23 protein-coding genes are annotated in these 22,112 nt (G+C 70.7%); 12 read left to right on the plus strand and 11 right to left on the minus strand.

Features of this window, described 5'->3' with window-relative positions; all coding sequences use genetic code 11:
* The first annotated feature begins 163 nt into the window (after positions 1 to 163).
* Both valS and BJ964_RS06380 read left to right on the plus strand, forming a co-directional pair.
* The gene (valS, locus tag BJ964_RS06375; protein ID WP_188119812.1) at positions 164 to 2,695 is read left to right on the plus strand and encodes a valine--tRNA ligase; all 2,532 of its coding nucleotides are present in this window, start codon (positions 164 to 166) and stop codon (positions 2,693 to 2,695) included.
* Positions 2,696 to 2,718: 23 nt separating this feature from the next.
* Entirely contained in the window at positions 2,719 to 3,264 is a 546-nt protein-coding gene (locus tag BJ964_RS06380; RefSeq protein WP_188119813.1) for a hypothetical protein, read from the plus strand.
* Positions 3,265 to 3,274: 10 nt separating this feature from the next.
* On the opposite strand, the gene BJ964_RS06385 is transcribed toward BJ964_RS06380, so the two are convergent.
* A complete protein-coding gene (locus BJ964_RS06385; protein ID WP_407650791.1) occupies positions 3,275 to 3,961 on the minus strand; it encodes a hypothetical protein in 687 nt (228 codons plus the stop codon).
* Between the two features lie 54 nt (positions 3,962 to 4,015).
* On the opposite strand from BJ964_RS06385, the gene rmuC reads away from it, so the two are divergent.
* On the plus strand, positions 4,016 to 5,149 hold the full coding sequence (gene rmuC, locus BJ964_RS06390; RefSeq protein ID WP_188119814.1) for a DNA recombination protein RmuC: 1,134 nt from the start codon (positions 4,016 to 4,018) through the stop codon (positions 5,147 to 5,149).
* On the opposite strand, the gene BJ964_RS06395 is transcribed toward rmuC, so the two are convergent.
* A complete protein-coding gene (locus BJ964_RS06395) occupies positions 5,146 to 6,192 on the minus strand; it encodes a 4-hydroxy-3-methylbut-2-enyl diphosphate reductase (protein ID WP_223149486.1) in 1,047 nt (348 codons plus the stop codon). The genes rmuC and BJ964_RS06395 overlap by 4 nt on opposite strands.
* A gap of 9 nt (positions 6,193 to 6,201) precedes the next feature.
* On the opposite strand from BJ964_RS06395, the gene BJ964_RS06400 reads away from it, so the two are divergent.
* From BJ964_RS06400 to BJ964_RS06415, 4 genes are read left to right on the plus strand one after another with little or no spacing between them, the layout of a single operon-like run.
* Positions 6,202 to 6,693 carry a hypothetical protein gene (locus BJ964_RS06400; protein WP_188119816.1) on the plus strand — a complete coding sequence of 164 codons (492 nt, stop codon included), beginning with the start codon at positions 6,202 to 6,204 and terminating at the stop codon, positions 6,691 to 6,693.
* 46 nt (positions 6,694 to 6,739) lie between these two features.
* On the plus strand, positions 6,740 to 7,285 hold the full coding sequence (locus BJ964_RS06405) for a hypothetical protein (RefSeq protein WP_188119817.1): 546 nt from the start codon (positions 6,740 to 6,742) through the stop codon (positions 7,283 to 7,285).
* A 9-nt stretch (positions 7,286 to 7,294) separates the two neighbouring features.
* A complete protein-coding gene (gene xseA, locus BJ964_RS06410) occupies positions 7,295 to 8,521 on the plus strand; it encodes an exodeoxyribonuclease VII large subunit (RefSeq protein WP_183222672.1) in 1,227 nt (408 codons plus the stop codon).
* Positions 8,521 to 8,724: an exodeoxyribonuclease VII small subunit gene (locus BJ964_RS06415; RefSeq protein ID WP_188119818.1), complete on the plus strand. Its 204-nt coding sequence runs from the start codon at positions 8,521 to 8,523 to the stop codon at positions 8,722 to 8,724. The genes xseA and BJ964_RS06415 overlap by 1 nt, the downstream gene beginning before the upstream one ends.
* A 3-nt stretch (positions 8,725 to 8,727) precedes the next feature.
* On the opposite strand, the gene BJ964_RS06420 is transcribed toward BJ964_RS06415, so the two are convergent.
* Complete coding sequence (locus BJ964_RS06420; protein ID WP_229806594.1) at positions 8,728 to 9,282, minus strand: DUF4245 domain-containing protein; 555 nt, start codon at positions 9,280 to 9,282, stop codon at positions 8,728 to 8,730.
* Positions 9,283 to 9,382: 100 nt separating this feature from the next.
* On the opposite strand from BJ964_RS06420, the gene glpX reads away from it, so the two are divergent.
* A complete protein-coding gene (gene glpX, locus BJ964_RS06425; protein ID WP_188119819.1) occupies positions 9,383 to 10,387 on the plus strand; it encodes a class II fructose-bisphosphatase in 1,005 nt (334 codons plus the stop codon).
* A 302-nt stretch (positions 10,388 to 10,689) separates the two neighbouring features.
* On the opposite strand, the gene BJ964_RS06430 is transcribed toward glpX, so the two are convergent.
* The 4 genes from BJ964_RS06430 to BJ964_RS06445 form a co-directional block, all read right to left on the minus strand.
* The gene (locus tag BJ964_RS06430) at positions 10,690 to 11,307 is read right to left on the minus strand and encodes a rhomboid family intramembrane serine protease (RefSeq protein ID WP_188119820.1); all 618 of its coding nucleotides are present in this window, start codon (positions 11,305 to 11,307) and stop codon (positions 10,690 to 10,692) included.
* 48 nt (positions 11,308 to 11,355) lie between these two features.
* Positions 11,356 to 12,138 carry a S1 family peptidase gene (locus BJ964_RS06435; protein WP_188119821.1) on the minus strand — a complete coding sequence of 261 codons (783 nt, stop codon included), beginning with the start codon at positions 12,136 to 12,138 and terminating at the stop codon, positions 11,356 to 11,358.
* Between the two features lie 68 nt (positions 12,139 to 12,206).
* Positions 12,207 to 12,896, minus strand: a complete 690-nt coding sequence (locus tag BJ964_RS06440; protein WP_188119822.1) for an aggregation-promoting factor C-terminal-like domain-containing protein — start codon at positions 12,894 to 12,896, stop codon at positions 12,207 to 12,209.
* Positions 12,897 to 13,109: 213 nt separating this feature from the next.
* Entirely contained in the window at positions 13,110 to 14,522 is a 1,413-nt protein-coding gene (locus BJ964_RS06445; RefSeq protein ID WP_188119823.1) for a PhoH family protein, read from the minus strand.
* Positions 14,523 to 14,798: 276 nt separating this feature from the next.
* Between BJ964_RS06445 and otsB the strand changes: the two genes are divergently transcribed.
* Positions 14,799 to 15,605: a trehalose-phosphatase gene (gene otsB, locus BJ964_RS06450; protein WP_188119824.1), complete on the plus strand. Its 807-nt coding sequence runs from the start codon at positions 14,799 to 14,801 to the stop codon at positions 15,603 to 15,605.
* Between the two features lie 229 nt (positions 15,606 to 15,834).
* Here otsB and BJ964_RS06455 read toward each other — a convergent pair whose 3' ends face one another.
* Both BJ964_RS06455 and BJ964_RS06460 read right to left on the minus strand, forming a co-directional pair.
* Positions 15,835 to 16,605, minus strand: a complete 771-nt coding sequence (locus BJ964_RS06455) for an isoprenyl transferase (RefSeq protein ID WP_188119825.1) — start codon at positions 16,603 to 16,605, stop codon at positions 15,835 to 15,837.
* Positions 16,606 to 16,767: 162 nt separating this feature from the next.
* Positions 16,768 to 18,573 carry a phosphoenolpyruvate carboxykinase (GTP) gene (locus BJ964_RS06460; RefSeq protein ID WP_188119826.1) on the minus strand — a complete coding sequence of 602 codons (1,806 nt, stop codon included), beginning with the start codon at positions 18,571 to 18,573 and terminating at the stop codon, positions 16,768 to 16,770.
* Positions 18,574 to 18,874: 301 nt separating this feature from the next.
* Here BJ964_RS06460 and BJ964_RS06465 point away from each other — a divergent pair, with 301 nt between their 5' ends.
* From BJ964_RS06465 to BJ964_RS06475, 3 genes are read left to right on the plus strand one after another with little or no spacing between them, the layout of a single operon-like run.
* The gene (locus BJ964_RS06465; protein WP_188119827.1) at positions 18,875 to 19,639 is read left to right on the plus strand and encodes a sigma-70 family RNA polymerase sigma factor; all 765 of its coding nucleotides are present in this window, start codon (positions 18,875 to 18,877) and stop codon (positions 19,637 to 19,639) included.
* Positions 19,640 to 19,691: 52 nt separating this feature from the next.
* Positions 19,692 to 20,192, plus strand: a complete 501-nt coding sequence (locus BJ964_RS06470; RefSeq protein ID WP_229806595.1) for a GtrA family protein — start codon at positions 19,692 to 19,694, stop codon at positions 20,190 to 20,192.
* Between the two features lie 37 nt (positions 20,193 to 20,229).
* Entirely contained in the window at positions 20,230 to 20,769 is a 540-nt protein-coding gene (locus tag BJ964_RS06475) for a GtrA family protein (RefSeq protein ID WP_188119829.1), read from the plus strand.
* Here the strand turns inward: BJ964_RS06475 and BJ964_RS06480 are convergent.
* Both BJ964_RS06480 and BJ964_RS06485 read right to left on the minus strand, forming a co-directional pair.
* On the minus strand, positions 20,766 to 21,281 hold the full coding sequence (locus BJ964_RS06480) for a PH domain-containing protein (RefSeq protein WP_188119830.1): 516 nt from the start codon (positions 21,279 to 21,281) through the stop codon (positions 20,766 to 20,768). The two genes, BJ964_RS06475 and BJ964_RS06480, sit on opposite strands and share 4 nt — an antisense overlap.
* A gap of 4 nt (positions 21,282 to 21,285) precedes the next feature.
* Positions 21,286 to 22,107 (minus strand): biotin--[acetyl-CoA-carboxylase] ligase, encoded by an 822-nt coding sequence (locus BJ964_RS06485; protein ID WP_188119831.1) that lies wholly within the window; start codon positions 22,105 to 22,107, stop codon positions 21,286 to 21,288.
* Positions 22,108 to 22,112: the final 5 nt, after the last annotated feature.

A 22,112-nucleotide genomic window follows, 5' to 3' on the forward strand; every position in this document is an offset into this window, starting at 1 on the left:
ACATCTCTCCGGGGCGCGGGCCCGGCCCGGATCACAGTAGTCAGGCGACTCCACATCGCACATCGCCGGAACGGGCCGGACGGTGATCGTCCAGTGCGGAGGGCCGCAGCGACACGGTCAAAACGCCTGGCCGGTCCGGCCGGGTCGTCCTACGCTGACCGGCATGACTGATACGGGAACCGGACGCCACGGTGTCCCCGAGAAGCCGTCGCTGGACGGCCTCGAGGACCGGTGGGCGCCGCGCTGGCAGGAGGAGGGCACGTACGCGTTCGACCGTTCCAAGGAGCGGGCCGACGTGTACGCGATCGACACACCTCCGCCGACCGTATCCGGCTCGTTGCACGTCGGCCACGTCTTCTCGTACACGCACACCGACACGGTCGCCCGGTTCCAGCGGATGCGCGGCAAGACGGTCTTCTATCCGATGGGTTTCGACGACAACGGGCTGCCGACCGAGCGGCGGGTGCAGAACCTGTTCGGTGTCCGATGTGACCCGTCGCTGCCGTACGACCCGGCGTGGGAGCCGTCGGCGGGCGGCGGTGAGGAGCGGATCTCGCGGCGCAACTTCGTCGAGCTGTGCGGCCGGCTGACCGTCGAGGACGAGAAGGGTTTCGAGGCGCTGTGGCGGCGGCTCGGGCTGTCGGTCGACTGGGGGCTGACCTACACGACGATCGGCGCGACCGCGCGGGCCGTCTCGCAGCGGGCGTTCCTGGCGAACCTGGCGGCCGGTCTGGCGTACACGGCGGAGGCCCCGACCCTGTGGGATGTCGGTTTCCGCACGGCCGTCGCCCAGGCCGAGCTGGAGGACCGGGAGCGCCCGGGGGCGTACCACAAGTTGCGCTTCCACGGCCCGGACGGGCCCGTCGAGATCGACACCACCCGGCCGGAGCTGCTGCCGGCGTGTGTCGCCCTGGTGCATCATCCGGACGATCCCCGCTTCGCGGGTCTCACGTCCGTGCGGACCCCGCTCTTCGACGTCGAGGTCCCGGTCCGTGCCCACCCGCTCGCCGACCCGGGCAAGGGTACGGGGATCGCGATGGTCTGCACGTTCGGCGACCTGACCGACGTCACCTGGTGGCGCGACCTGGCTCTGGACACGCGGGTGGTCCTGGGCCGCGACGGCCGGTTCCTGCCGGACGCCCCGCCCGGTGTCCCGGTCGCCGCCTACCGGGGGCTGACCGGGCTGACCGTGGCGGCGGCCCGCGCCGAGACGGTCCGGCTGCTGCGCGGGTCCGGTGATCTGATCGGCGAGCCGCGCCCGGTCACGCATCCGGTCAAGTTCTACGAGCGCGGCGACCGGCCGTTGGAGATCGTCACGAGCCGGCAGTGGTTCATCCGCAACGGTGGGCGCGATGCCGGGCTACGGGAGCGGCTGCTGGCCCGGGGCCGGGAGCTGCGGTGGACGCCGGAGAGCATGCGGCACCGCTACGACCACTGGGTGGGTGGCCTGACCGGGGACTGGCTGATCAGCCGGCAGCGGTTCTTCGGCGTGCCCATCCCGATCTGGTACGCGCTGGACGCCCACGGCGAACCCGACCACTCCCGGCTGCTCGTCCCGGACGACGCGGCGCTGCCGGTGGACCCGTCGTCCGACTGCCCGCCCGGTTTCTCGGAGGATCAGCGGGACGTCCCGGGCGGGTTCACCGCGGACCCGGACGTCATGGACACGTGGGCCACGTCGTCGCTGTCACCGCAGATCGTCACCGGCTGGAGCACCGACGCCGATCTGCACGCCCGCACGTACCCGATGGATCTTCGCCCGCAGGGGCAGGAGATCATCCGGACCTGGCTGTTCTCCTCGGTGCTGCGGGCCGACCAGCTCGGCGGCAGCCTGCCGTGGCGGCGGGCCGTGCTGTCCGGCTGGATCCTCGACCCGGACCACAAGAAGATCTCCAAGTCGCTGGGCAACGCCGTCGAGACACCGATCCAGCTGCTCGAACAGTACGGGTCGGACGCGGTCCGCTATTGGGCGGCGAGCGGCCGGCCGGGCGCCGACCTGGCGTTCGAGCCGGCGCAGCTGAAGGTCGGGCGGCGGCTGGCGACCAAGTTGCTGAACGCGTCGAAGTTCGCGCTCGGGCTGGGCGCGGCGGCGGCGCTGCGGCAGCCGGTCACCGAACCGCTGGACCGGGCCATGCTGGGCCGGCTGGCCGAGGTGGTCGTCACGGCGACGACGGCGTTCGACGAGTACCAGCACACCGACGCGTTGCAGGCCACCGAGACGTTCTTCTGGACGTTCTGCGACGACTACATCGAGCTGGTCAAGGACCGGGCGTACGCGCGGGGCCCGGGCGGCGACTCGGCGCGGGCGGCGCTGGCGGCCGGGTTGTCGGTGCTGTTGCGGCTGTTCGCGCCGTTCCTGCCGTACGTCACCGAGGAGGTCTGGTCGTGGTGGCGCTACGGCTCGGTGCACCGTTCGACCTGGCCGACGAGGTACGAGCTGACCCGGGTGGCGCCGGAGAGCGATCCGGGTCTGCTGGACCTGGCCGGTGAGGCGCTGCGGCAGGTCCGCCGGGCCAAGTCGGACCGGAAACTGTCGATGCGGACGGAGATCCCGCTGGCCGAGGCGCTCGGCCCGGCCGACATGCTGGACCGGCTCGCGCTGATCGACGGCGACTTCCGGGCGGCCGGCCGGATCGGCAAGCTGGACCTGCTCCGCGACCGCACCCCGGAGCTGGTGATCGCCTGCGCATTCTGAGCGGGGCCGCCACCATAGGAGGCATGTCGCTCACCCCTGAGGAGGTCCGGGCCCCGGCCCGCGACGCGGTGGTGTTCCGGTCGTCGCGCGCCCGGACCTTTCTCGTGGTGTTCGCCGTGCTGATGGCCGCCTACCTGGTGGTGTCCCCGCTCATCGACTGGATCGCCGGGGGCAGCGGCGACCCGTGGTGGGCGATCCTGCTCCAGGGGGCGCTGATCGGGGCGGGTTTCGCCGGCGCCTACGCGGTGTCCGCCCGGGCCGCCCTCAGCACCTGGGTGCGGGTGTCCTCCGCCGGCCTGGAGATGGCCTCGCAGGAGTCCGACCCGATCATGCTGGCGTGGGGGGACATCGTGGCCGTGGTGTTCCGCCGGGACGGGCTGCGGACGGTGCTCGAGGTGCTGCCGGCCGGCATGGACAGCGTGCACCCGGTGCAGGACGGCGCCACCGGCGGCCCGGCGCTGGCCGACACCTCGCGCGGTCCGGTGTTCACCGCCGACCTCACCCAGATCTGGCCGAGCCCGCGCGCGCTGCGCCGCGAGATCGCCCGCCGCACCCGGGGCCCGAAGTAGCCACGCGGGGCTAGAAGTCGCCGCCGAAGTCCCCGAAGTCGCCGAAGTCGCCGCCGAAGGCATCGCCGACGTCGCCGTCGAAGTCCATGTCGCCGAACCCGGGTGACAGCAGCGCGTCGAAGATCAGCATGCCGCCGAGCACACCGGCGCCGGCCCCGAGCGCCGTCTTCCACACCGGCGTCGAATACCAGCCGGCCGGCACCGGCCGGCCCTGCACCCGCCCGCCCGGGTAGTAGTAGGGGGTGTCGGCGCCCGGCCGCGGCCCCGCCTTGTACGAATGCCCCTCGACCGTCACCTCGCGCTCCTGGGTGATCTGCCCGGTGCCCTGGGCGGAGTGCAGCGGTGGCAGGTCGGGGCCCGGGTCGAGGCCCATGGCCAGGCGGGCGGCCCGCACATAGGTGAGGCCCTCCAGCGCCGACTCCCGCGCCAGCGCGAACTGGCGTACCGAATTGGCCTGTCGCAGTTGACCGCCGGCGGCGTTGTAGCGCTCGCCCGCGTCGGCGAGCGCCTGCCGGGCGGCCGGTTCCTCGGAGCTGAGGTTCATCACCTGCCCGCCGAGCCGCTCGTACCACCGTTGGGCCTCGGCGCGGGCGTCGTCGAGTTGCGTCTGGCGGCGGGTCTGCCCGCTGCGCTGCACGGCGGCGATGAACAGCAGCACCATTGCGACGATGGCCAGGAGCAGCAACACGCGCATCATGTTTTCCACGCTACCCCCGCCTGCTGTGTCCGGTCTTTCTGGCAATCTGCGGTGGTGACGTTCTCGACACTGGCCGTGGTCCTCGCCTGTCTGGCCGCCGGGGCGGCGATCGGCTGGCTCGCCGCGCGGGCCCGCGCCGCCACCGACATCGCCCGCCTGGAGGCGACACTGGAGGCCGCCCGGGAGGGTGAGCAGCGGCTGGAGCAGTCGCTGCGGGCGCTGTCCTATGAGGCGACCGCCCAGTCCCAGGAGGCGGTGGCCCGGGCCGTCGCCCCGCTGCACGACACCCTGCAACGGTACGAGCAGCGCGTCGCCCAGCTCGAGCACGACCGGGTCGACGCGTACGCGGAGCTGCGTGAACAGGTGCGGTCGATGGGTGTGGTCTCGGGTGAGCTGCGCACCGAGACCCGGCAGCTGGTGGCCGCGCTGCGGGCCCCGCAGGTGCGCGGCCGCTGGGGCGAGCACCAGCTGCGGCGCATCGTCGAGGCGGCCGGGCTGCTGGAGCACTGCGACTTCGCCGAGCAGGTGACCGCCGCCACCGACGATCAGGGGGTGCGGCCCGACCTGGTGGTCCGGCTGCACGGCGGGCGGACCGTGGTGGTCGACGCGAAGGCCCCGCTGGAGGGCTACCTGTCGGCGATGGAGGCCCGTGACGAGCACACCCGCGACGGGCACCTCGACCAGCACGCCCGGCACCTGCGCATGCACGTGGACGCGCTGTCCGGGAAGCGGTACTGGTCGGCGTTCGAGTCGGCGCCCGACTTCGTGGTGCTGTTCGTGCCGGCCGACCCGTTCCTGGACGCCGCCCTGCAACGGGACCCGGCGCTGATGGAGCACGCCTTCCGCCGCAACATCGTGCTGGCCACCCCGGCCACGCTGATCGCCATGCTGCGGACCGTCGCCTACTCGTGGCGGCAGGAGGCGCTGACCCGCAACGCGGCCGCCGTGCACGGGCTGGCCCGCGAGCTCTACGGGCGGCTGTCCACCCTCGGCGACCATGTGGACAAGCTGGGGACATCGCTGTCCGCGGCGGTCGGCGCCTACAACCGGGCGGTCGGGTCGCTGGAGTCGCGGGTGCTGGTCAGCGCCCGCAAGCTGGCCGAGATGGGCGTCTCCGACGAGGAGCTGCTCCCGCCCGTACAGGTGGAGGTGGCCCCCCGCCAGCCGCAGGCCCCCGAACTCAGCTAGCTCGCCTTCCCCGCGGCCTTCATGTCGCGGCGCAGCTCCTGCGGCAGCGAGAAGGTGAGGCGCTCCTCGGCCGTGGTGAACTCGGTGACCTCGCCGAAGCCGCGTTCGGCGAGGTGCGCGAGCACCTCCATGACCAGCTCGTCGGGCACGCTGGCGCCGGACGAGACACCGACCGTGGTGGCGCCGGTCAGCCACTCGTCCTGGATCTCCGAGGCGTAGTCGACCAGGTGGCCGGCCCGGGCGCCGGCGCCGAGAGCCACCTCGACCAGGCGGACCGAGTTGGACGAGTTGGTGGAGCCGACCACGATCACCACGTCGCACTCCGGCGCGATCTCCTTGATCACGTGCTGCCGGTTCGAGGTGGCGTAGCAGATGTCGTCGCTCGGGGGCGACTGGAGCAGCGGCAGCCGCGTCTTGAGGCGGGCCACCGTCTCCATGGTCTCGTCGACGCTGAGCGTGGTCTGGGACAGCCACACCACCTTCGCCGGGTCGCGGACCACCACGTTCTCCACGTCGTCGGGGCCGTCGACGAGCTGGATGTGCTCGGGCGCCTCGCCGGCGGTGCCGATGACCTCCTCGTGGCCCTCGTGGCCGATGAGCAGGATGTCGTAGTCCTCAGCGGCGAACCGCTTGGCCTCGTGGTGCACCTTCGTCACCAGCGGGCAGGTCGCGTCGATCGCCTTGAGGTTGCGCTCACGGGCCTGGTCGTGGACCTCGGGCGCCACGCCGTGGGCGGAGAACACCACGGTCGAGCCCTCGGGAACCTCGAAGTTCTCCTCGACGAAGATCGCGCCGCGGGCCTCGAGGGTGCTGACCACGTGCTTGTTGTGCACGATCTGCTTGCGCACGTAGACCGGGGCGCCGTAGAGCTTCAGCGCCTCCTCGACGGTCTGCACGGCGCGGTCGACACCGGCGCAGTAGCCACGCGGCTTGGCGAGCAACACCCGCTTACGAGGTTCAGTCACCCGGCCATGGTACGTGCCCCGCCGGGAGCCCCGCCGCTCTGCGATCAGCGCCACAGCCCGCTGGCGCCGACTTGCCATACTGCGCGCATGACGGTGACCGAAAAGATCGATGTGATCGGCCCGGTGCGCGCGGGGATCGGCCTGTTGAGTGTGCTCGCGGGCGGGTTCTGGCTGGTCATGAGCCCGTTTGGCGGCGACCTGACGGACGCGTTCATGGGTGCCGTGGTGGCCGCCGGCGGGCTGGTGCTGCTGCTGTGGCATCGGCTCGGGCTGTCCGGACGGCTCGTCTCGGTCGCCGCGGGGGTGACCGGGGTGACCGGAGCTCTGGCCGGCCTGACCGTGTACGCCAGCGGCCTCTGTTGCATGTTCAGCTTCTTCGAGTCCCGCGGCTGGCCGCTGACCTGGCTGGGCCGGGGTGCGGTTGCCGACACGTCGGACGAGGCGATCCGGCTGGCCCGGGCCGAGTCGTGGGGCGTCTACCCGTCGGATCTGGTCATCGATCTGGTCGTCTGGGCGTACGCGGGAATGGTCCTGGCGGTTTTGATCGGCCTCGTCGTGAGAGCCATCCGCAGCCGGTAAGCCCGTTTTGGCCCGGATACGCGGTTAGCGGCTTGATAATCGGTACGTGAACGCGGAGTTGTGGCCCTCGATTCCGGCTGTCCTCCGCGTGATGGCCGGATGGTTCCTCGTCGGCGTCGGCCTGCTGAACCTGGCGGCCTCGGCCGACGGCGGCCTCACCGACACCTTCCTGGTCTTTCATGTGGTCCTGGTGGCCGGGGGCGTGCTGCTGCTGATGCGGCGGCGGCTGATCCCGAGCCGGCCCGGGATCCTGGTGGGCACCGGTCTCACCCTGGCCGGGATGGTGGCGACCATGCTCCCCACCACGACGCGGTGCTGCATGGCGGACTACCCGGAGCGGTACGGCTTCCCGTACCCGTTCCTGGGCCTCGGCGGCGGCAGCCCGCACGTCGACGTCAAGTACCTGGTCGCCGACCTGATCTTCTGGGCCTGTGCCGGGCTGCTCGTGCTGGCCGCGATCGCACTCGTCGAGGCCCTCCTGCCGGAGCGGCGCACACCGGTCGATCTGACCCGGTACGGCGGCCACGCCGAGCCCCGCACGACGGACACGGCCGAGGATCGCACCGGCGAAAATGTCGGAGGGCTTACGTAGTCTGGCCGGGTGAACGAGCCCGACAGCACGGCGCGCAGCACCCCGGAGGACCCGTGGCCGGTCCGCGTGGTCAGCCAGAAGATCAGCGGGTGGATAGCCAAGCTCGGCTGGGTGTGGGTCGACGGGCAGGTCGCGCAGATCAGCCGCCGCCCCGGCTCCGGCGTGGTGTTCCTGACCCTGCGTGACCCGTCGGCCGATCTGAGCCTCACCGTGACGGCGCACCGTGACGTGCTCGACGCCGGCGCCCCCGAGCTGTCCGAGGGCGCTCGGGTGACGATGCACGCCAAGCCGGAGTTCTACCCGGCCCGGGGCACGCTCAGCCTGCGCGCCGACGAGATCCGCCAGGTCGGCCTCGGCGAGCTGCTGGCCCGGCTGGAGAAGCTGAAGCGCCTGCTCGCCGCGGAGGGCCTGTTCGCCCGCGAGCGCAAGCGGCGGCTGCCGTTCCTGCCGCGGCGGATCGGCCTGATCACCGGCCGGGCCAGCGCCGCCGAGCGCGACGTGCTGATGAACGCACGCCGCCGCTGGCCGTCGGTGGACTTCCGGGTGATCAACGTGCCGGTGCAGGGCGCCACCGCGGTGCCGCCGATCATCGACGCGCTCAAGGTGCTCGACCACGACGACACCGTCGACGTGATCGTCATCGCCCGGGGCGGCGGCAGCGTGGAGGATCTGCTGCCGTTCTCCGACGAGGCGCTGTGCCGGGCGGTGTTCGCGGCGCGCACCCCGGTGGTCAGCGCGATCGGCCACGAGACCGACACGCCGCTGCTCGACTACGTGGCCGACCTGCGCGCGTCCACGCCGACCGACGCGGCCAAGCGCATCGTGCCCGACCTGGCCGAGGAGCAGAAGCTGATCACCCACGCCCGGGCCCGCCTGGACCGGGCGGTGATCACCCTGATCGACCGGGAGCGGCAGCGGATCGAGGCGTGGCGGTCCCGGCCGGTGCTGGCCCGCCCCGAGGTGCTGCTCGACCAGCGGGGCGCCGAGGTGACGGCGCTGCGCGACCGGGCCGGGCGCAGCCTGGAGCACCGGCTGCGCCGCGCCGACGACGCGCTGGAGCACACCCTGGCCCGGCTGCGCGCCCTGTCGCCGGCCAAGACGCTGGAGCGCGGTTACGCGATCGTGCAACGCCCCGACGGTCATGTGGTCCGCTCCGCGGACGAGGTGGCCGCGGGTGACCTTCTTCGGATCCGGCTCGCCGAGGGCGAGCTGCAGGCTGCGGTGGTGGAGAGCTGATGAGCGACGAGAAGCTGACGTACGAGCAGGCCCGCACCGAGCTGGCGACCGTGGTGGAGCGGCTGGAGCAGGGCGGCGGCACCCTGGAGGAGTCGCTGGCTCTGTGGGAGCGCGGCGAGAAGCTGGCCGACGTGTGCCGCCGCTGGCTGGACGGCGCCCGCGAGCGCATCGAGACCGCCCGCGCCGCCCGCACCGACGACTAGCGGCTAGGACAGCGACGAGGCCAGCTTCTCCAGGTTCTCGGTGTCGCTGTCGTCGCCGATGATCACGATGGTCCGGGCCGGCTCGGTGAAGATCAGCGCGGTCTCGCCGGGCCGCCCGGCGTACTCCATCCACACCCGCTCGTCGGTGCGGTAGGCGCCGGTCCGCTTGCCCGAGTCGCCGACCTCGGCCGGGATCAGCGTGGTCGGGGCGACGGTGCTCTGGACGAGCTGCATGGCCTTGCCGGCCGGGCCGACGTAGCCGATGCGCAGCGTGGCGCCGCCGTCGACGCGGCGGAAGGCGGCCGACGAGACGTGCCAGTCGTCCTCACCGAGCCCCCGCGGCTGGGCCACCGGGAACGCCCGCTGGGCCGTCTGGATCGTCTCGGCCGGATCGATGGAGATCGGCTTGTCGCCGTCCAGCACCACCCGGTAGAAGGTGAGGCACAGCGCGATCGGCACCAGCAGCACCAACAGCGACGTGATCATGTCGCGCGGCGACCGGCCCTCCCGGGCGGAAAGGCGAGGCGAAGGCTGGGGTTCGGCTGGGGTGGGTTCCACCAAGCCATTGTTAACCATGTCGCTGAACCGAGACTTGGCACGTCCCGAGGTGCCAGGATCAGGAGAGTTGACAGCCCCGCAACGTCGCGAGGAGGCCGCCGTGCCCGCCCGAGTCCCCCAGGACCTCGACCGTAACATCGCCCTCGACCTCGTCCGCGTGACCGAAGCCGCCGCGATGGCTGCCGGCCGCTGGGTCGGCCGCGGTGACAAGAACGGCGGTGACGGCGCCGCCGTCGACGCCATGCGCAAACTCATCAACTCGATCCAGATGCGCGGCGTCGTCGTCATCGGTGAGGGCGAGAAGGATGAGGCGCCCATGCTCTTCAACGGGGAGCGGGTCGGCGACGGCACCGGCCCCGAGGTGGACGTCGCGGTCGACCCGATCGACGGCACGACGCTGATGAGCAAGGGCATGCCCGGTTCGATCGCGGTGCTCGCGGTGGCCGAGCGCGGCGCCATGTTCGACCCGAGCGCGGTCTTCTACATGGACAAGATCGCCGTCGGCCCGGACTGCGCCGACGTGATCGACATCGACGCCGGCGTGAAGGAGAATCTGCGCCGCATCGCCAAGGCCAAGCGGTCCACCGTCTCCGACGTGACGGTGTGCATCCTCGACCGCCCCCGTCACACGAAGCTGGTCGAGGAGGTACGGCAGGCCGGCGCCAACATCAAGTTCATTTCGGACGGTGACATCGCCGGCGCCATCTCCGCGGCCCGCCTCGAATCCGATGTGGACGTGCTGATGGGCATCGGCGGCACGCCGGAGGGCATCACCGCGGCCTGTGCGCTCAAATGTCTCGGCGGCATGATCCAGGCCAAGCTGTGGCCGCTGGACGACACCGAGCGGGAGAAGGCGATCGCCGCCGGGCACGACCTCGACCGCGTCCTGACCACCGACGAGCTGGTCACCGGCGACAACTGCTTCTTCGTGGCGACCGGCGTGACCGGCGGCGACCTGCTCAAGGGCGTCCGCTACCGCTCCGGCGGCGCGCACACCCAGTCGATCGTGATGCGGTCCAAGAGCGGCACCATCCGGGTCATCGACTCCTATCACCGCCTGGAGAAGCTCGCCCTCTACTCGGCGGTCGACTTCGACGGCCGCTGAGTCTGATTGCTCCGCTTCGCTCCGCGGCAAAACGCTGGGCCCAATGGCTCCGCTTCGCTCCGCGGCACTGGGCCTGATTGCTCCGCTTCGCTCCGCGGCAAAACGCTGGGCCCAATGGCTCCGCTTCGCTCCGCGGCAAAACGCCTTGTAACCGGTGTCGAGGCAGGCGATTTCCCGCCGCAGCACACCCCGCTGCGTCGGCAAATCGCTTGCCTCGACACCGGCGGCGTTTTGCGGGGGTGGTGAGTGCACCGCCGTCCGGCTTAGGGTGCGCCGTTCCGTGAGTGGGCTGGGCACTGTGGTCAGCGGCGGCGGAAGACGATCGCGGCGATGACACCGCCGAGCAGGCCGAGCCCGTGGCCCTGCCAGGAGATCCGCTGGTCGGTGGGCAGGATGTTGAAGAACTGGTACCAGTACAGCAGGCCGATGAACGCGGCCACCGCCAGATGCCACCAGCTGCGCTCGACCAGGCCACGGGTCAGCAGCAACCCGAGATAGCCGAAGATCACACCGCTGGCGCCGACCACCACCGTGTCCGGGTCGCCGATGAACCAGACGCCGAGCCCGGCGACCAGCATGATCAGGGCGGTCGACCAGAGGAACCGGCGCACTCCCCCGGCCAGCACGAACGTGCCGAGCAGGATGAGCGGGACGGCGTTGCCGTACAGATGCTCCCAGTCGCCGTGCAGGAACGGGCTGAACAGCACCCCGTCGAGCCCCGCCACGTGGTGCGGGATGATGCCGCCGGCCACGTCGAGCGTGCCGGCGCCGAGGGCGACGTCGATCGCCTCGATCAGGAACAGCGCCGGGACCACGGCGCACATCGTCACGAACGCCCGGCCCAGCGACGCGTAGAAAGCCTCGGTGCCGAAACGCCCCGCATCGTCCGTGCGTGCGCCGGCCGCCCACCCGTAACCCATGCCTCGATGGTCGCAGGGCGGCGCACCCTCGGCCACCGGAGGAGACGGTCAGCTCAGTTTGCGTACGGCTTCCCGGATCGCGTCCCGGTAGACCGAGATCTGCGTGTAGACGCCGAAATATCCGTCCCGCGCACAGCCCAGCCCCCAGCTGACGATCCCGACCTGCGCCCAGCGCCCGGCCCGGTCACGGCGCACCATGGGCCCGCCGGAGTCGCCCTGGCAGGTGTCGACGCCCCGCCGCCCGGCACAGATCGACTTCTCCTTCATCACCTTGACGCCGATCTTGCGGTACGCGGCCGCGCACTCGGCGTCCGGGATCGTCGGCACGGTCGCGTAGTGCAGGCGGCGTTCCTGCTGCGGCGAGGTCTCCCGGGTCTGTCCCCACCCCATCACCGTGAAGGTGCCCTGATCGGCGTCGTCGGCGACGAGTTCCAGGGTGGGCAGATCCAGTTCGCGTTCCAGGCGCACCACCGCCCAGTCGTCGCCGGAGGTCTCGGTCACGAAGTCCGGCGAACGGTAGACCTCGACGGATTTCACGGTGATCGCCTGCCGGGACTCCAGGTCGGTGGAGCCGGCGGTCACGGTGATGCGGTCGTTGGGCCCGGTCGGCCCCACACAGTGCCCGGCGGTGAGCACCACCCGGGGCGCGGTGAGGGCGCCCCCGCAGCCCATCGAGAGCCGCACCGCCCAGGGAAACCTGCCGTTGCCGGCGACCTTGCCGCCGACCACCTCACGGACCGGTGGTTTCGCGGTCTCGGCACGGGCGCCGCTTCCGCCCGGTGTGACCGAACCCAGGACCACGAGCAGACATAAACCCGCTTTGGGGACCATATGGACATTGGATCACAGCGAAAACGGGGCCGCGCGGATTGCCGCGCAGCCCCGTCAACGAGCTCGGATCAGTACCAGCCGACGTCCTGTGAGTGGCCCCAGGCGCCGCACGGGGTGTCGTAGCGGCCCTCGATGTAGCCGAGACCCCACTTGATCTGGGTGGCCGGGTTGGTCTTCCAGTCGTCGGCGACCGAGGCCATCTTGCTGCCCGGCAGAGCCTGCGGAATCCCGTACGCCCCGGAGGAGCTGTTCTCGGCCTTGTAGTTCCAGCCGCTCTCCTTCTTCCACAGCTTGTCCAGGCAGGGGAACTGGTCGAGGCCGAAACCGGCGTCGAGCATCAGGGCGCAGCCGATCTCACGGCTGCCGCTGTACTCGTTGCAGGACGACGGGATCTCCCCGGTGAAGACGACCGGGCCGGACGCCTCCTCGGCCTCCTTGGCCTCGGCGGCCTCCTTGGCCTCGATGACCTTCTTCTCCAGCGTGCGCGCCTTGGACGCGGCGGCCTTGACCTCGCTGGCCGCCTTGGCCGCGGCGGCCTCCTCGGCCTGCACGCGGTGCGCCCGGGCCGCGGCGTGATCCGCCTGACGCTGCTTCAGAAGCCGGATCTCGTCCAGGTTGGCCTGCGCGACAAGCTGCGCTTCGGCGCCCTGCTGCTGAACGTCCCGGTCCTGGCCGAGGTACACGCCGCCGGTGAGACCCGCCGCGAGAATACCGACGGATGCAGCACGAACTCCGAGCCGGCTCCAGAGCCGCTTCACGAAGATTCCCTTCGTCGGGGGCAATGACACGGCGCGTCCGCTCAGGAGCGAATCGCGCCGCGAGCACCGCGACCCGACCGGGGCCACCAGATGGCGCTCGCCAAAGACCATGGCGCAAGGTGAAGTGGATGTGAAACGCCAGCGCGGAGTTGTGACCTCAATCACATGACTTTCTGGGCAAATTCGGCACGAAATCCCCGCGCTGGCGCTACCTCACAGAGGGATCTCCTCCAGCAGATCGGTGACCACCTCAGCAATCGGCGACCGCTCGGAGCGGGTGAGAGTGACATGGGCGAAAATCGGGTGCCCCTTGAGAGCCTCGATCACCGCGGTCACGCCGTCGTGCCGGCCGACCCGCAGGTTGTCGCGCTGTGCCACGTCGTGGGTCAGCACCACCCGCGAGTTCTGCCCGATCCGGGACAACACGGTGAGCAGCACGTTGCGTTCCAGCGACTGTGCCTCGTCCACGATCACGAACGCGTCGTGCAGGCTCCGGCCGCGGATGTGGGTCAGCGGCAGCACCTCGAGCATGCCGCGGGCCAGCACCTCCTCGACCACGTTGGCGTGCACCACCGAGCCGAGGGTGTCGAAGACCGCCTGGGCCCACGGCGACATCTTCTCCGACTCGCTGCCGGGCAGATAGCCGAGCTCCTGGCCGCCGACCGCGTACAGCGGGCGGAACACCACCACCTTCTTGTGGCGGTTGCGCTCCATGGTCGCCTCGAGGCCCGCGCACAGCGCCAGCGCCGACTTGCCGGTGCCGGCCCGGCCACCCAGCGACACGATGCCGATCTGCTCGTCGAGCAGGATGTCCAGCGCCACCCGCTGCTCCGCCGACCGGCCCCGCAGCCCGAACGCGTCCCGGTCGCCACGGACCAGCTTGACGGTCTTGTCCGGGTTGACCCGGGCCAGCGCCGAGCCACGCGGCGAATGGATCACCAGGCCGGTGTGGCAGGGCAGGTTCTCCGCCTCCTCGGCCTCCAGCTCCTCACCGGAGTACAGCGAGTTCACCTGCTCCTCGGACAGCTCCAGATCGGACATACCAGTCCAGGTGGGGTCGCTGGCCTGGCCGTGCCGGTACTCGTCGGCGGTGATGCCGACCGACGCCGCCTTCACCCGCAGCGGCATATCTTTGCTCACCAGGGTGACATCGCGCCCCTCGGCCGCCAGACCGAGCGCCACGGAGAGGATCCTGGTGTCGTTCGAGTCGTTGCGGAACCCCTGCGGGAGCACGCTCTGGTCGGCGTGGTTCAGCTCCACCCGCAGCGTGCCGCCCTCGTCGTTGCAGAGCACCGGCTGGTCCAGCCGCCCGAACTTGATCCGCAGCTCGTCCAGCATCCGCAGCGACTGCCGCGCGAACCAGCCGAGCTCAGGGTGGTGACGTTTGCCCTCCAGTTCGGAGATGACCACGAGCGGGACGACCACCTCGTGGTCGGTGAACCGGCGGAACGCCGCCGGGTCGGACAGCAGGACCGAAGTGTCCAGAACGAAGACCCGGCCGGCCGGGGCGGGTTCCGCGTCGGCGTGCCGGTCCCGGGTCTTACGGCGCCCGGTGGTGGCGCGGCTGCTGGGCACTTTGTCGGCCGGGTTCTGGTCGATCCCGGCATCGGTACGGCGAGATGTCACAGGCCTGCTCCAGCGGGCGTGCAACCCGGTCCGCCCGCGGTCCGCCACCTACCGGTCGCCGGCCCTCTGCACGGGGTCGGATTGCGGTCCCCGTGGCGCAGTCGTCGCAGGTCCGGGCCGACCGGCTGGCCCGGGACGACCCCGCGCCATGACTCAAACGCTAGCGGTCAACTACGCCTTGCGGTAGTGCGCAAAATCAGTCCCACAAGGGTGACGACCGCCGCACCCGAAAATCACCAGGCTTAAAAGACGACCATCCGCGGGTAGTCTGGGCCCGTGGCAGAGACTGCACGTCCGACCCATCCACTGACCACCGACGAGGCGTGGGCGTTCACCGCCGAGCGCGCCTCCGCGACAACCTTCTTCTTCGATTTCGACGGTGTTCTATCTCCCGTCACCGAGGATCCGGACGCCTCCCAGCCGGTGCCCGAGGTGCTCGGAGTCCTGGAGCGACTGGCCGAGTCGGTCGCCCGGGTGGCCATCGTCTCCGCCCGCCCGGTCAGCTTCCTGCGGTCCCGTTTCGAGACGCTCGGCAATGTCGACCTGCACGGCCTCTACGGCCTCGAGGTGTGGCACGACGGCCAGGTGGTCACCGAGCCGGCCGCCCTCGACTTCGTGCCCACGATGGCCGACCTGGCCGACTCCGCCCGCGCCGAGCTGCCCGCCGAGATCCTGGTGGAGTTCAAACGGCTCTCCGTGGCACTCCACTACCGCACCGCCCCCGACCACGCCCGCACCGTCGAGCGCTGGGCCCACGAGCAGGCCGAGCGCCTGGGGCTGCGCATCCAGCACGGCCGCATGGTGGTCGAGCTGAAACCCCCGGTCGACCAGGACAAGGGCGTGGTCATCACCGAGGGCGTCCGCAACGCGGGCTGCGCGTGGTATTTCGGCGACGACATGTCGGACGTCAAGGCCTTCGACGCGCTGCGCGCCCGGGAGGCCGTCGACCCGGCCTTCTTCGGCATGGCGGTGGCCGTGGCCAACCCGGAGACGGGCGCCGAGGTCTCCAGCGCCGCCGACCTGACCCTGGAGTCCCCCCACGCCGTAGCCGCCTTTTTGACCGAAGGCCTCCGCAGGTTCTAACCAGACCCACCCCGACCGACCACCCGTTCCGCCAAGCGGGACGACCCCTCGCTCATCCCGCCCACGGAACATTCACGCTGAGCTGGACGGCGGTGCACTCGGCGTCCCCGCAAAACGCCGCCGGTGTCGAGGCAGCTGATTTGCCGACGCAGCGGGGTGTGCTGCGGCGGGAAATCACCTGCCTCGACACCGGTTACAAGGCGTTTTGCCGCGGAGCGAAGCGGAGCAATCAGGCACCGTAGCGGCGCTGGCGGGTGGCGTAGGAGCGTAGGGCCCGGAGGAAGTCGATGCGGCGGAAGTCGGGCCAGTTGGCGTCGTGGAAGTAGAACTCCGAGTGCGCCGACTGCCACAGCAGGAAGCCGGAGAGGCGCTGTTCGCCGCTGGTGCGGATGACCAGGTCGGGGTCGGGCTGGCCGCGGGTGTAGAGGTGTTCGGCGATGTGCTCGACGTCGAGGATCTCGGCGAGTTCCTCGATGGTGCCGCCGGTGGCGGCGTGTTCGTAGAGCAGGGAGCGGACCGCGTCGGTGATCTCGCGACGGCCGCCGTAGCCGACCGCCATGTTGACCTCGACGCCGTCGCCGCGGTCGCGGGTCTTCTCCTGCGCGGCCTTGAGGGTGGCGGCGGTGGCGGCGGGCAGGATGTCGAGGGCGCCGACCATGCGCAGCCGCCAGGGGTTGCCCTCCTCGGCCAGCTCGGTCGCCAGATCCTCAATGATCTTGACGAGCGGGTCCAGCTCGGCGGACGGGCGGCGCAGGTTGTCGGTGGCCAGCAGGTAGAGCGTGACGTGCTCGATACCGGACTGGTCGCACCAGGTCAGCAGGTCCTTGACCCGGGTGGCGCCGACGCGGTGGCCGTCGTTCGGGTCGACGAAGCCCATCTCCCGCGCCCACCGGCGATTGCCGTCGCACATCACGCCGATGTGTTTGGGCACGGGCTTGCCGGCCAGCTTCCCCGCCAGCCGCCGTTCGTAAAAGGTGTAGACCAGAGAACGCACGCTCATCACCCCAAAGCGTAGCCACCCCCGCCGCAGGCTCAAGCGGGGACGGCCCGCCCCGGGACCAAGTGCCCGGAGGATGCGCCCGATCGTGCTATCGGGCGCATCGGCCGACCGGCCGGTCCCCGCCCGGGCGCCGTTGCCGCGAGCGGGGGACCAGCCGGTTGTTCATGCGTCGGCGAGACGGGCTTTCAGCGCGTCCAGCTCGGCCCAGAGGACCGCCGGGAGCTTGTCGCCGAACCTGTTGAACCACTCGGTGACCTGGGGGATCTCGGCCTGCCACTCCTCCGGGTCGACCCGCAGAGCCGCCGCCAGGTCGGCCGGGTCGAGGTCCAGGCCGGTCAGGTCGAGCGCCTCCGGGGTGGGCACGTGACCGATCGGGGTCTCGACGGCGTCGGCCTTGCCGTCGAGGCGCTCGACCACCCATTTGAGAACCCGGCTGTTCTCGCCGAATCCGGGCCACAGGAACCGGCCGTCGTCGCCGCGCCGGAACCAGTTGACGTAGAAGACCTTGGGCAGCTTGGCGGCGTCGCCGGACGCGCCCTTGGCCATGTCGATCCAGTGCTGGAAGTAGTCGCCGGCGTGGTAGCCGATGAACGGCAGCATGGCCATCGGGTCACGCCGGACCACGCCGACCTGGCCGACCGCGGCCGCGGTGGTCTCGGACGACAGGGTGGCGCCCAGGTAGACCCCGTGCACCCAGTCGCGGGCCTCGCTGACCAGCGGGATGGTCGTCTTGCGGCGGCCGCCGAAGAGGATCGCGTCGATCGGGACGCCGCGCGGGTCGTAGTACTCGTCGGCGAGGATCGGGCACTGCTCGATCGGGGTGCAGAACCGGCTGTTCGGGTGGCTGGAGACGGCCTCGGAGCCGGGCGCCCAGTCCTTGCCCTTCCAGTCGATGAGGTGCGCGGGCGGCTCGCCCATGCCCTCCCACCAGATGTCGCCGTCGTCGGTGAGCGCCACGTTGGTGAAGACCGAGTTGCCCTTGGCCAGGGTGCGCATCGCGTTCGGGTTGGTGTGGAAGTCGGTGCCGGGCGCGACGCCGAACAGCCCGAACTCGGGGTTGGTGGCCCAGAGCCGGCCGTCCTCGCCGAACCGCATCCAGGCGATGTCGTCACCGATGGTCTCGACCTTCCACCCGTCGAGAGTCGGGTCCAGCATCGCGAGGTTGGTCTTGCCGCAGGCCGACGGGAACGCGCCGGCGATGTAGCGGACCACGCCCTCCGGCGAGGTCAACTTCATGATCAGCATGTGCTCGGCGAGCCAGCCCTCGTCGCGGGCGGCCACGCTGGCGATGCGCAGCGCGAAGCACTTCTTGCCCAGCAGCGAGTTGCCCCCGTAACCCGAGCCGAACGACCAGATCTCCCGGGTCTCCGGGAAGTGCGAGATGTACTTGGTCTCGTTGCACGGCCAGGCGACGTCGTCCTGACCTTCCGCCAGTGGCGCGCCGATCGAGTGCAGTGCCGGCACGAAGTCGGCGTCGTCGCCCATCACCTTGAGGACCTCGGCGCCCATCCGGGTCATGATGCGCATGCTGGCCACGACGTACGGGCTGTCGGTGAGCTCGACGCCGAACATCGGCTCGGCCGCGTCCAGCGGGCCCATGCAGAACGGGACGACGTACATCGTCCGGCCCGTCATGCAGCCCTTGTACAGCCCCGTCATGAGCTGCTTCATCTCGGCCGGGTCCATCCAGTTGTTGGTGGGACCGGCGTCGGCCTCGTCGACCGAGCAGATGAAGGTGCGCTCCTCGACGCGTGCCACATCGGACGGATCGGTACGCGCCCAGAACGAGTTCGGCTTCTTCTCGTGGTTGAGGCGGACCAGGGCGCCCGACTCGACGAGCTCGTCGGTGAGGCGGGTCCATTCGGCCTCCGAACCGTCGCACCAGACGATCCGGTCGGGCGTGGTCAGGGCGGCGACCTCGTCGATCCACGCCAGCAGGCGCGGATGCGAGGTAGGGGGCTGAGACAAGGTGAAGCTCCTTCGGTCGGCACTGACCTATGACAAAACTGCCGGAGGATCCGGCCGTCTTCATGGGAGTTACGTCAGCGTAAGCCCGACAGTGCGTTGAGTTCATCGGCTTCACCTGTGGACAACCGCACATTCTTTGGTTGCTGTGCGCGCAAACGATCGATTCTTCGCCGCAACGTGCACGAGCTTGCAAGCCCGCCCGAGCCACACCGTTCTCGCGACAACTTTCACAAAACGGACTTAGCACCTTAGACTTTCACCTAATCGGGCTTTCCTCGCAGTTCCGGCCACAGGAGGCGGAATGACGGTGCCGGGTGACGGCGCGGACTCGGACACCGATCTGCTCGGGGCGGTCCGGACCGGTGACACGGCCGCGTACGGGACGCTCTATCAGCGGCACCACGCGGCGGCCCGCAGGTTCGCCTTCGGTCTGGTGAGCCATCCGGCGGACGTCGACGACCTGGTCGCCGAGACGTTCGCGAACGTGTTCGCCACGCTGCGGGCCGGGCGGGGGCCACTGGTCGCCTTCCGCGCCTATCTGCACACCACCATGCGGCACCTCTCCTACCGCCGGGCCCGGGTGGACCGCCGGCTGGAGTTCACCGACGACCTGACCCGGTACGACGCGTGCGAGCCGTTCACCGACCCGGCCCTGGACCGTCTGGAGCGCAGTTTCGCCGCCGCCGCGTTCCGGCAGCTGCCCCCGCGCTGGCGGGACGTGCTGTGGCAGACCGAGGTGGAGGGCAGCACCCCGGCCGAGCTGGCCCCGCGGATGGGCCTTACCCCGAACGCGGTGGCGGTGCTGGCCCACCGCGCCCGGGAGGGTCTGCGCAGCCTCTATCTCCAGCAGCACGTGACCGCGGCCGATCACCCGGAGTGCCGGTGGGCGGGCGAGCGGCTGGGCGGCCAGGTGCGCGGCCGGCTGGCCCCGCGCGACGCCCACCGGATGCGTACCCATCTCGGGTGGTGCGGGGACTGCCGCAACCGGCTCGCCGAGATCCGTGAGGTCGACGGCTTCCGTAACCCTCCGTACCGACAGCGTCACCACGTCGAGACGTCCGGTTAAGACCCGGCAACGGGGACAGCGATCCGTGACCCGCGCCGGTACCCTCGGATCCGTGCCCCCGAATTCCCCGCAGGCGAGTGGCCTGCGCACCCGGATCAAGGCACTCATCCCTGAGTTGGGCAAGTTCGGCCTGGTGGGCGGTTTCGCGTTCACCGTCGACTTCGTGCTCTACAACCTGTTGCTGCGGGCCGGCGCCGAGACGCTCACCGCGAAGGCCACCTCCACCGTGATCGCCACGACCATCGCCTTTCTGGGCAACCGGTTCTGGACCTGGCGGGACGGCGACCACACCAACATGGCCCGTCAGTACACGACCTTCTTCGTGCTGAACGCCATCGGCCTCGGCATCGCCCTGGCCTGCCTCGGGATCAGCCACTACGGCCTCGGCCAGATCTGGCCCGCGCTGCGCAGCCCGTTCGCCGACAACATCTCCGGCGTGATCATCGGGACCGCCCTAGGGACACTGTTCCGCTTCTGGTCCTACCGCCGTTTCGTCTTCCGGGCCGCTGCCGCCCCGGTTCCCGCTGCGACGCCGTCGTCCTACTCACAGTGACTCGGCGTAATCACCCCCGTTCCCTTAAGGTTGCCCAATGCCCTCAGCCAGCACGCTGACGGAACGCCTCCGCCGTCTCGCACCCGAAGCCATCGCCTTCGGCATCATCGGGGCCGGCAACACGCTTCTGTACCTCGCGATCTACTACGTGTCGATGCCGATCGGCCCGGTGAAGGCGAGCGTTCTGGCGACGGTCATCACGACCACCCTGGCGTACGTGGCGAACCGTTACTGGACGTACCGACACCACACCCGGACCGCGCTGCGCCGTGAGTACACGCTGTTCTTCGGGTTCAACCTGGTCGGCATGCTGATCCAGTCCGGCCTCACCTACCTGGGCAAGTACGGGTTCGGTTTCTCCGAGCACGACGACAAGATGGCGCTGCTGGCGCTCACCACGTTCGGCATCGGGCTCGCGACACTGTTCCGGTTCTGGGCGTACCGGACGTTCGTCTTCCTCAAGCCGCCGGTCGACGGTCACGAGGGCGCCATCGCCGACCTGGACGCGACCGCCGGCCTGGCCGAGCTGAGCGCGGTGGACGAACCGGGCAGCGTGGCCAGCCTCGACCTGCGCTAGCCCACCTCTTCCTCCTCGGCCTCCTCGGCCGGGGCCAGCTCGATCAGCTCGTAGAGGGTGCTCTGCACCAGTTCGGCGGCCGGCGCCCCGGCCAGCACCACGCTCTGCTCGCCGATCGAGTCGACGGTGAGGGTGCCGCTGCCGAGCAGCCGGTCCAGCAGCGACTGGGTCAGGGCGTGATCGTTGATCCGGTTCAGCGGCAGGTCCCGCCGTTCCCGGGTGAGCAGGCCGCGCTGGAACAGGATCCGCTCGGTGGTCAGCACATAGCGGGTGGCATGCCACTCCAGCAGCGGCAGGACGCCGTAACGGACCGCGTAGTAGAGCATGATCGCGGCCACCAGCAGCAGGCCGATCCGGCCCGCCTCGGTCCCCGGCAGCTTCACCCAGCCCAGGACCAGGCCGGTCAGGGTCAGCGCCAGGATCAGGACCGGGGCGACCGCCGCCTTCCAATGCGGACGCAGGTGGAGAACGATCTCCTCCTCGTCCGCGAGCACATCTTCCGGGAACGCCACGCGTTCAGCGTACGTGCAGCACGTCCCCGGCCGAGACGGAGAAGTCAAGCCCTTCCACCGTACGGATCACCAGTTGCCCGCCGGCGTCCACCGAGACCGCCTCGCCGGTCCGCTCGTCACCGCCGGGCAGCAGCACCCGCACCCGGCGGCCCAGGGTCGCGCAGATGCGCTGGTACTCCCCCATCAGCCCGCACATCTCGGCGTCGCCGCCCGCCTCGCGCCAGCCGGTGTACCAGCGTTCCAGGCCACGCAGCAGCGCCCGCAGCAGGGGATCGCGGTCGGTGTTCTCCGCGCCGGCGATCCGCAGCGAGGTGGCCTCGGCGCCGGTGGTGGCCGGTAGCTCCTCGGCCCGGGTGCTGACGTTCAGCCCGATCCCGATCACCACGGCGTCACCGGACACCTCGGCCAGGATCCCGGCGCATTTACGCTCGCCGACCAGCAGGTCGTTGGGCCATTTCAGGGCGGCCTCCACCCCGGCCACCCGGGTCACCGCCTCGGCCAGCGCCACCCCGGCCATCAGTGGCAGCCAGCCGAAGGAGGCGGCCGGCACCGACGGGCCGGGCCGCAGCAGCACGCTCAGCGTGAGCCCGGCCCGGGGCGGCGACGTCCACTGCCGGTCCCGGCGGCCGCGCCCGGAGATCTGGCTCTCGGCCACCACGACCAGGCCCTCCGGTTCTCCGGTCCGGGCGGCGGCGGCCACGTCGGCGTTCGTCGAGCCGGTCTCCTCCGGGATCTCGAGCCGCGACCACAGCCCGCCGGGCACCACCAGGGCGCGGGTCAGCGCCCGTACGGACAGGGGCGGGCGGTCGAGCTCGGTGTAGGCCACCCAGC

Origin of the sequence: Actinoplanes lobatus (assembly GCF_014205215.1) — a bacterium.
GTDB lineage: Bacteria > Actinomycetota > Actinomycetes > Mycobacteriales > Micromonosporaceae > Actinoplanes > Actinoplanes lobatus.

Coding starts and splice junctions, on each gene's coding strand:
- BJ964_RS06430 (WP_188119820.1), bottom strand. CDS start 11,307: ATGGGTTACGGGTGGGCGGCCGGCGCACGCACGGACGATGCGGGGCGT.
- BJ964_RS06380 (WP_188119813.1), top strand. CDS start 2,719: ATGTCGCTCACCCCTGAGGAGGTCCGGGCCCCGGCCCGCGACGCGGTG.
- BJ964_RS06385 (WP_407650791.1), bottom strand. CDS start 3,961: ATGATGCGCGTGTTGCTGCTCCTGGCCATCGTCGCAATGGTGCTGCTG.
- BJ964_RS06455 (WP_188119825.1), bottom strand. CDS start 16,605: ATGAGCGTGCGTTCTCTGGTCTACACCTTTTACGAACGGCGGCTGGCG.
- BJ964_RS06465 (WP_188119827.1), top strand. CDS start 18,875: ATGACGGTGCCGGGTGACGGCGCGGACTCGGACACCGATCTGCTCGGG.
- BJ964_RS06475 (WP_188119829.1), top strand. CDS start 20,230: ATGCCCTCAGCCAGCACGCTGACGGAACGCCTCCGCCGTCTCGCACCC.
- BJ964_RS06415 (WP_188119818.1), top strand. CDS start 8,521: ATGAGCGACGAGAAGCTGACGTACGAGCAGGCCCGCACCGAGCTGGCG.
- BJ964_RS06395 (WP_223149486.1), bottom strand. CDS start 6,192: ATGGCAAGTCGGCGCCAGCGGGCTGTGGCGCTGATCGCAGAGCGGCGG.
- BJ964_RS06400 (WP_188119816.1), top strand. CDS start 6,202: ATGACGGTGACCGAAAAGATCGATGTGATCGGCCCGGTGCGCGCGGGG.
- valS (WP_188119812.1), top strand. CDS start 164: ATGACTGATACGGGAACCGGACGCCACGGTGTCCCCGAGAAGCCGTCG.
- BJ964_RS06435 (WP_188119821.1), bottom strand. CDS start 12,138: ATGGTCCCCAAAGCGGGTTTATGTCTGCTCGTGGTCCTGGGTTCGGTC.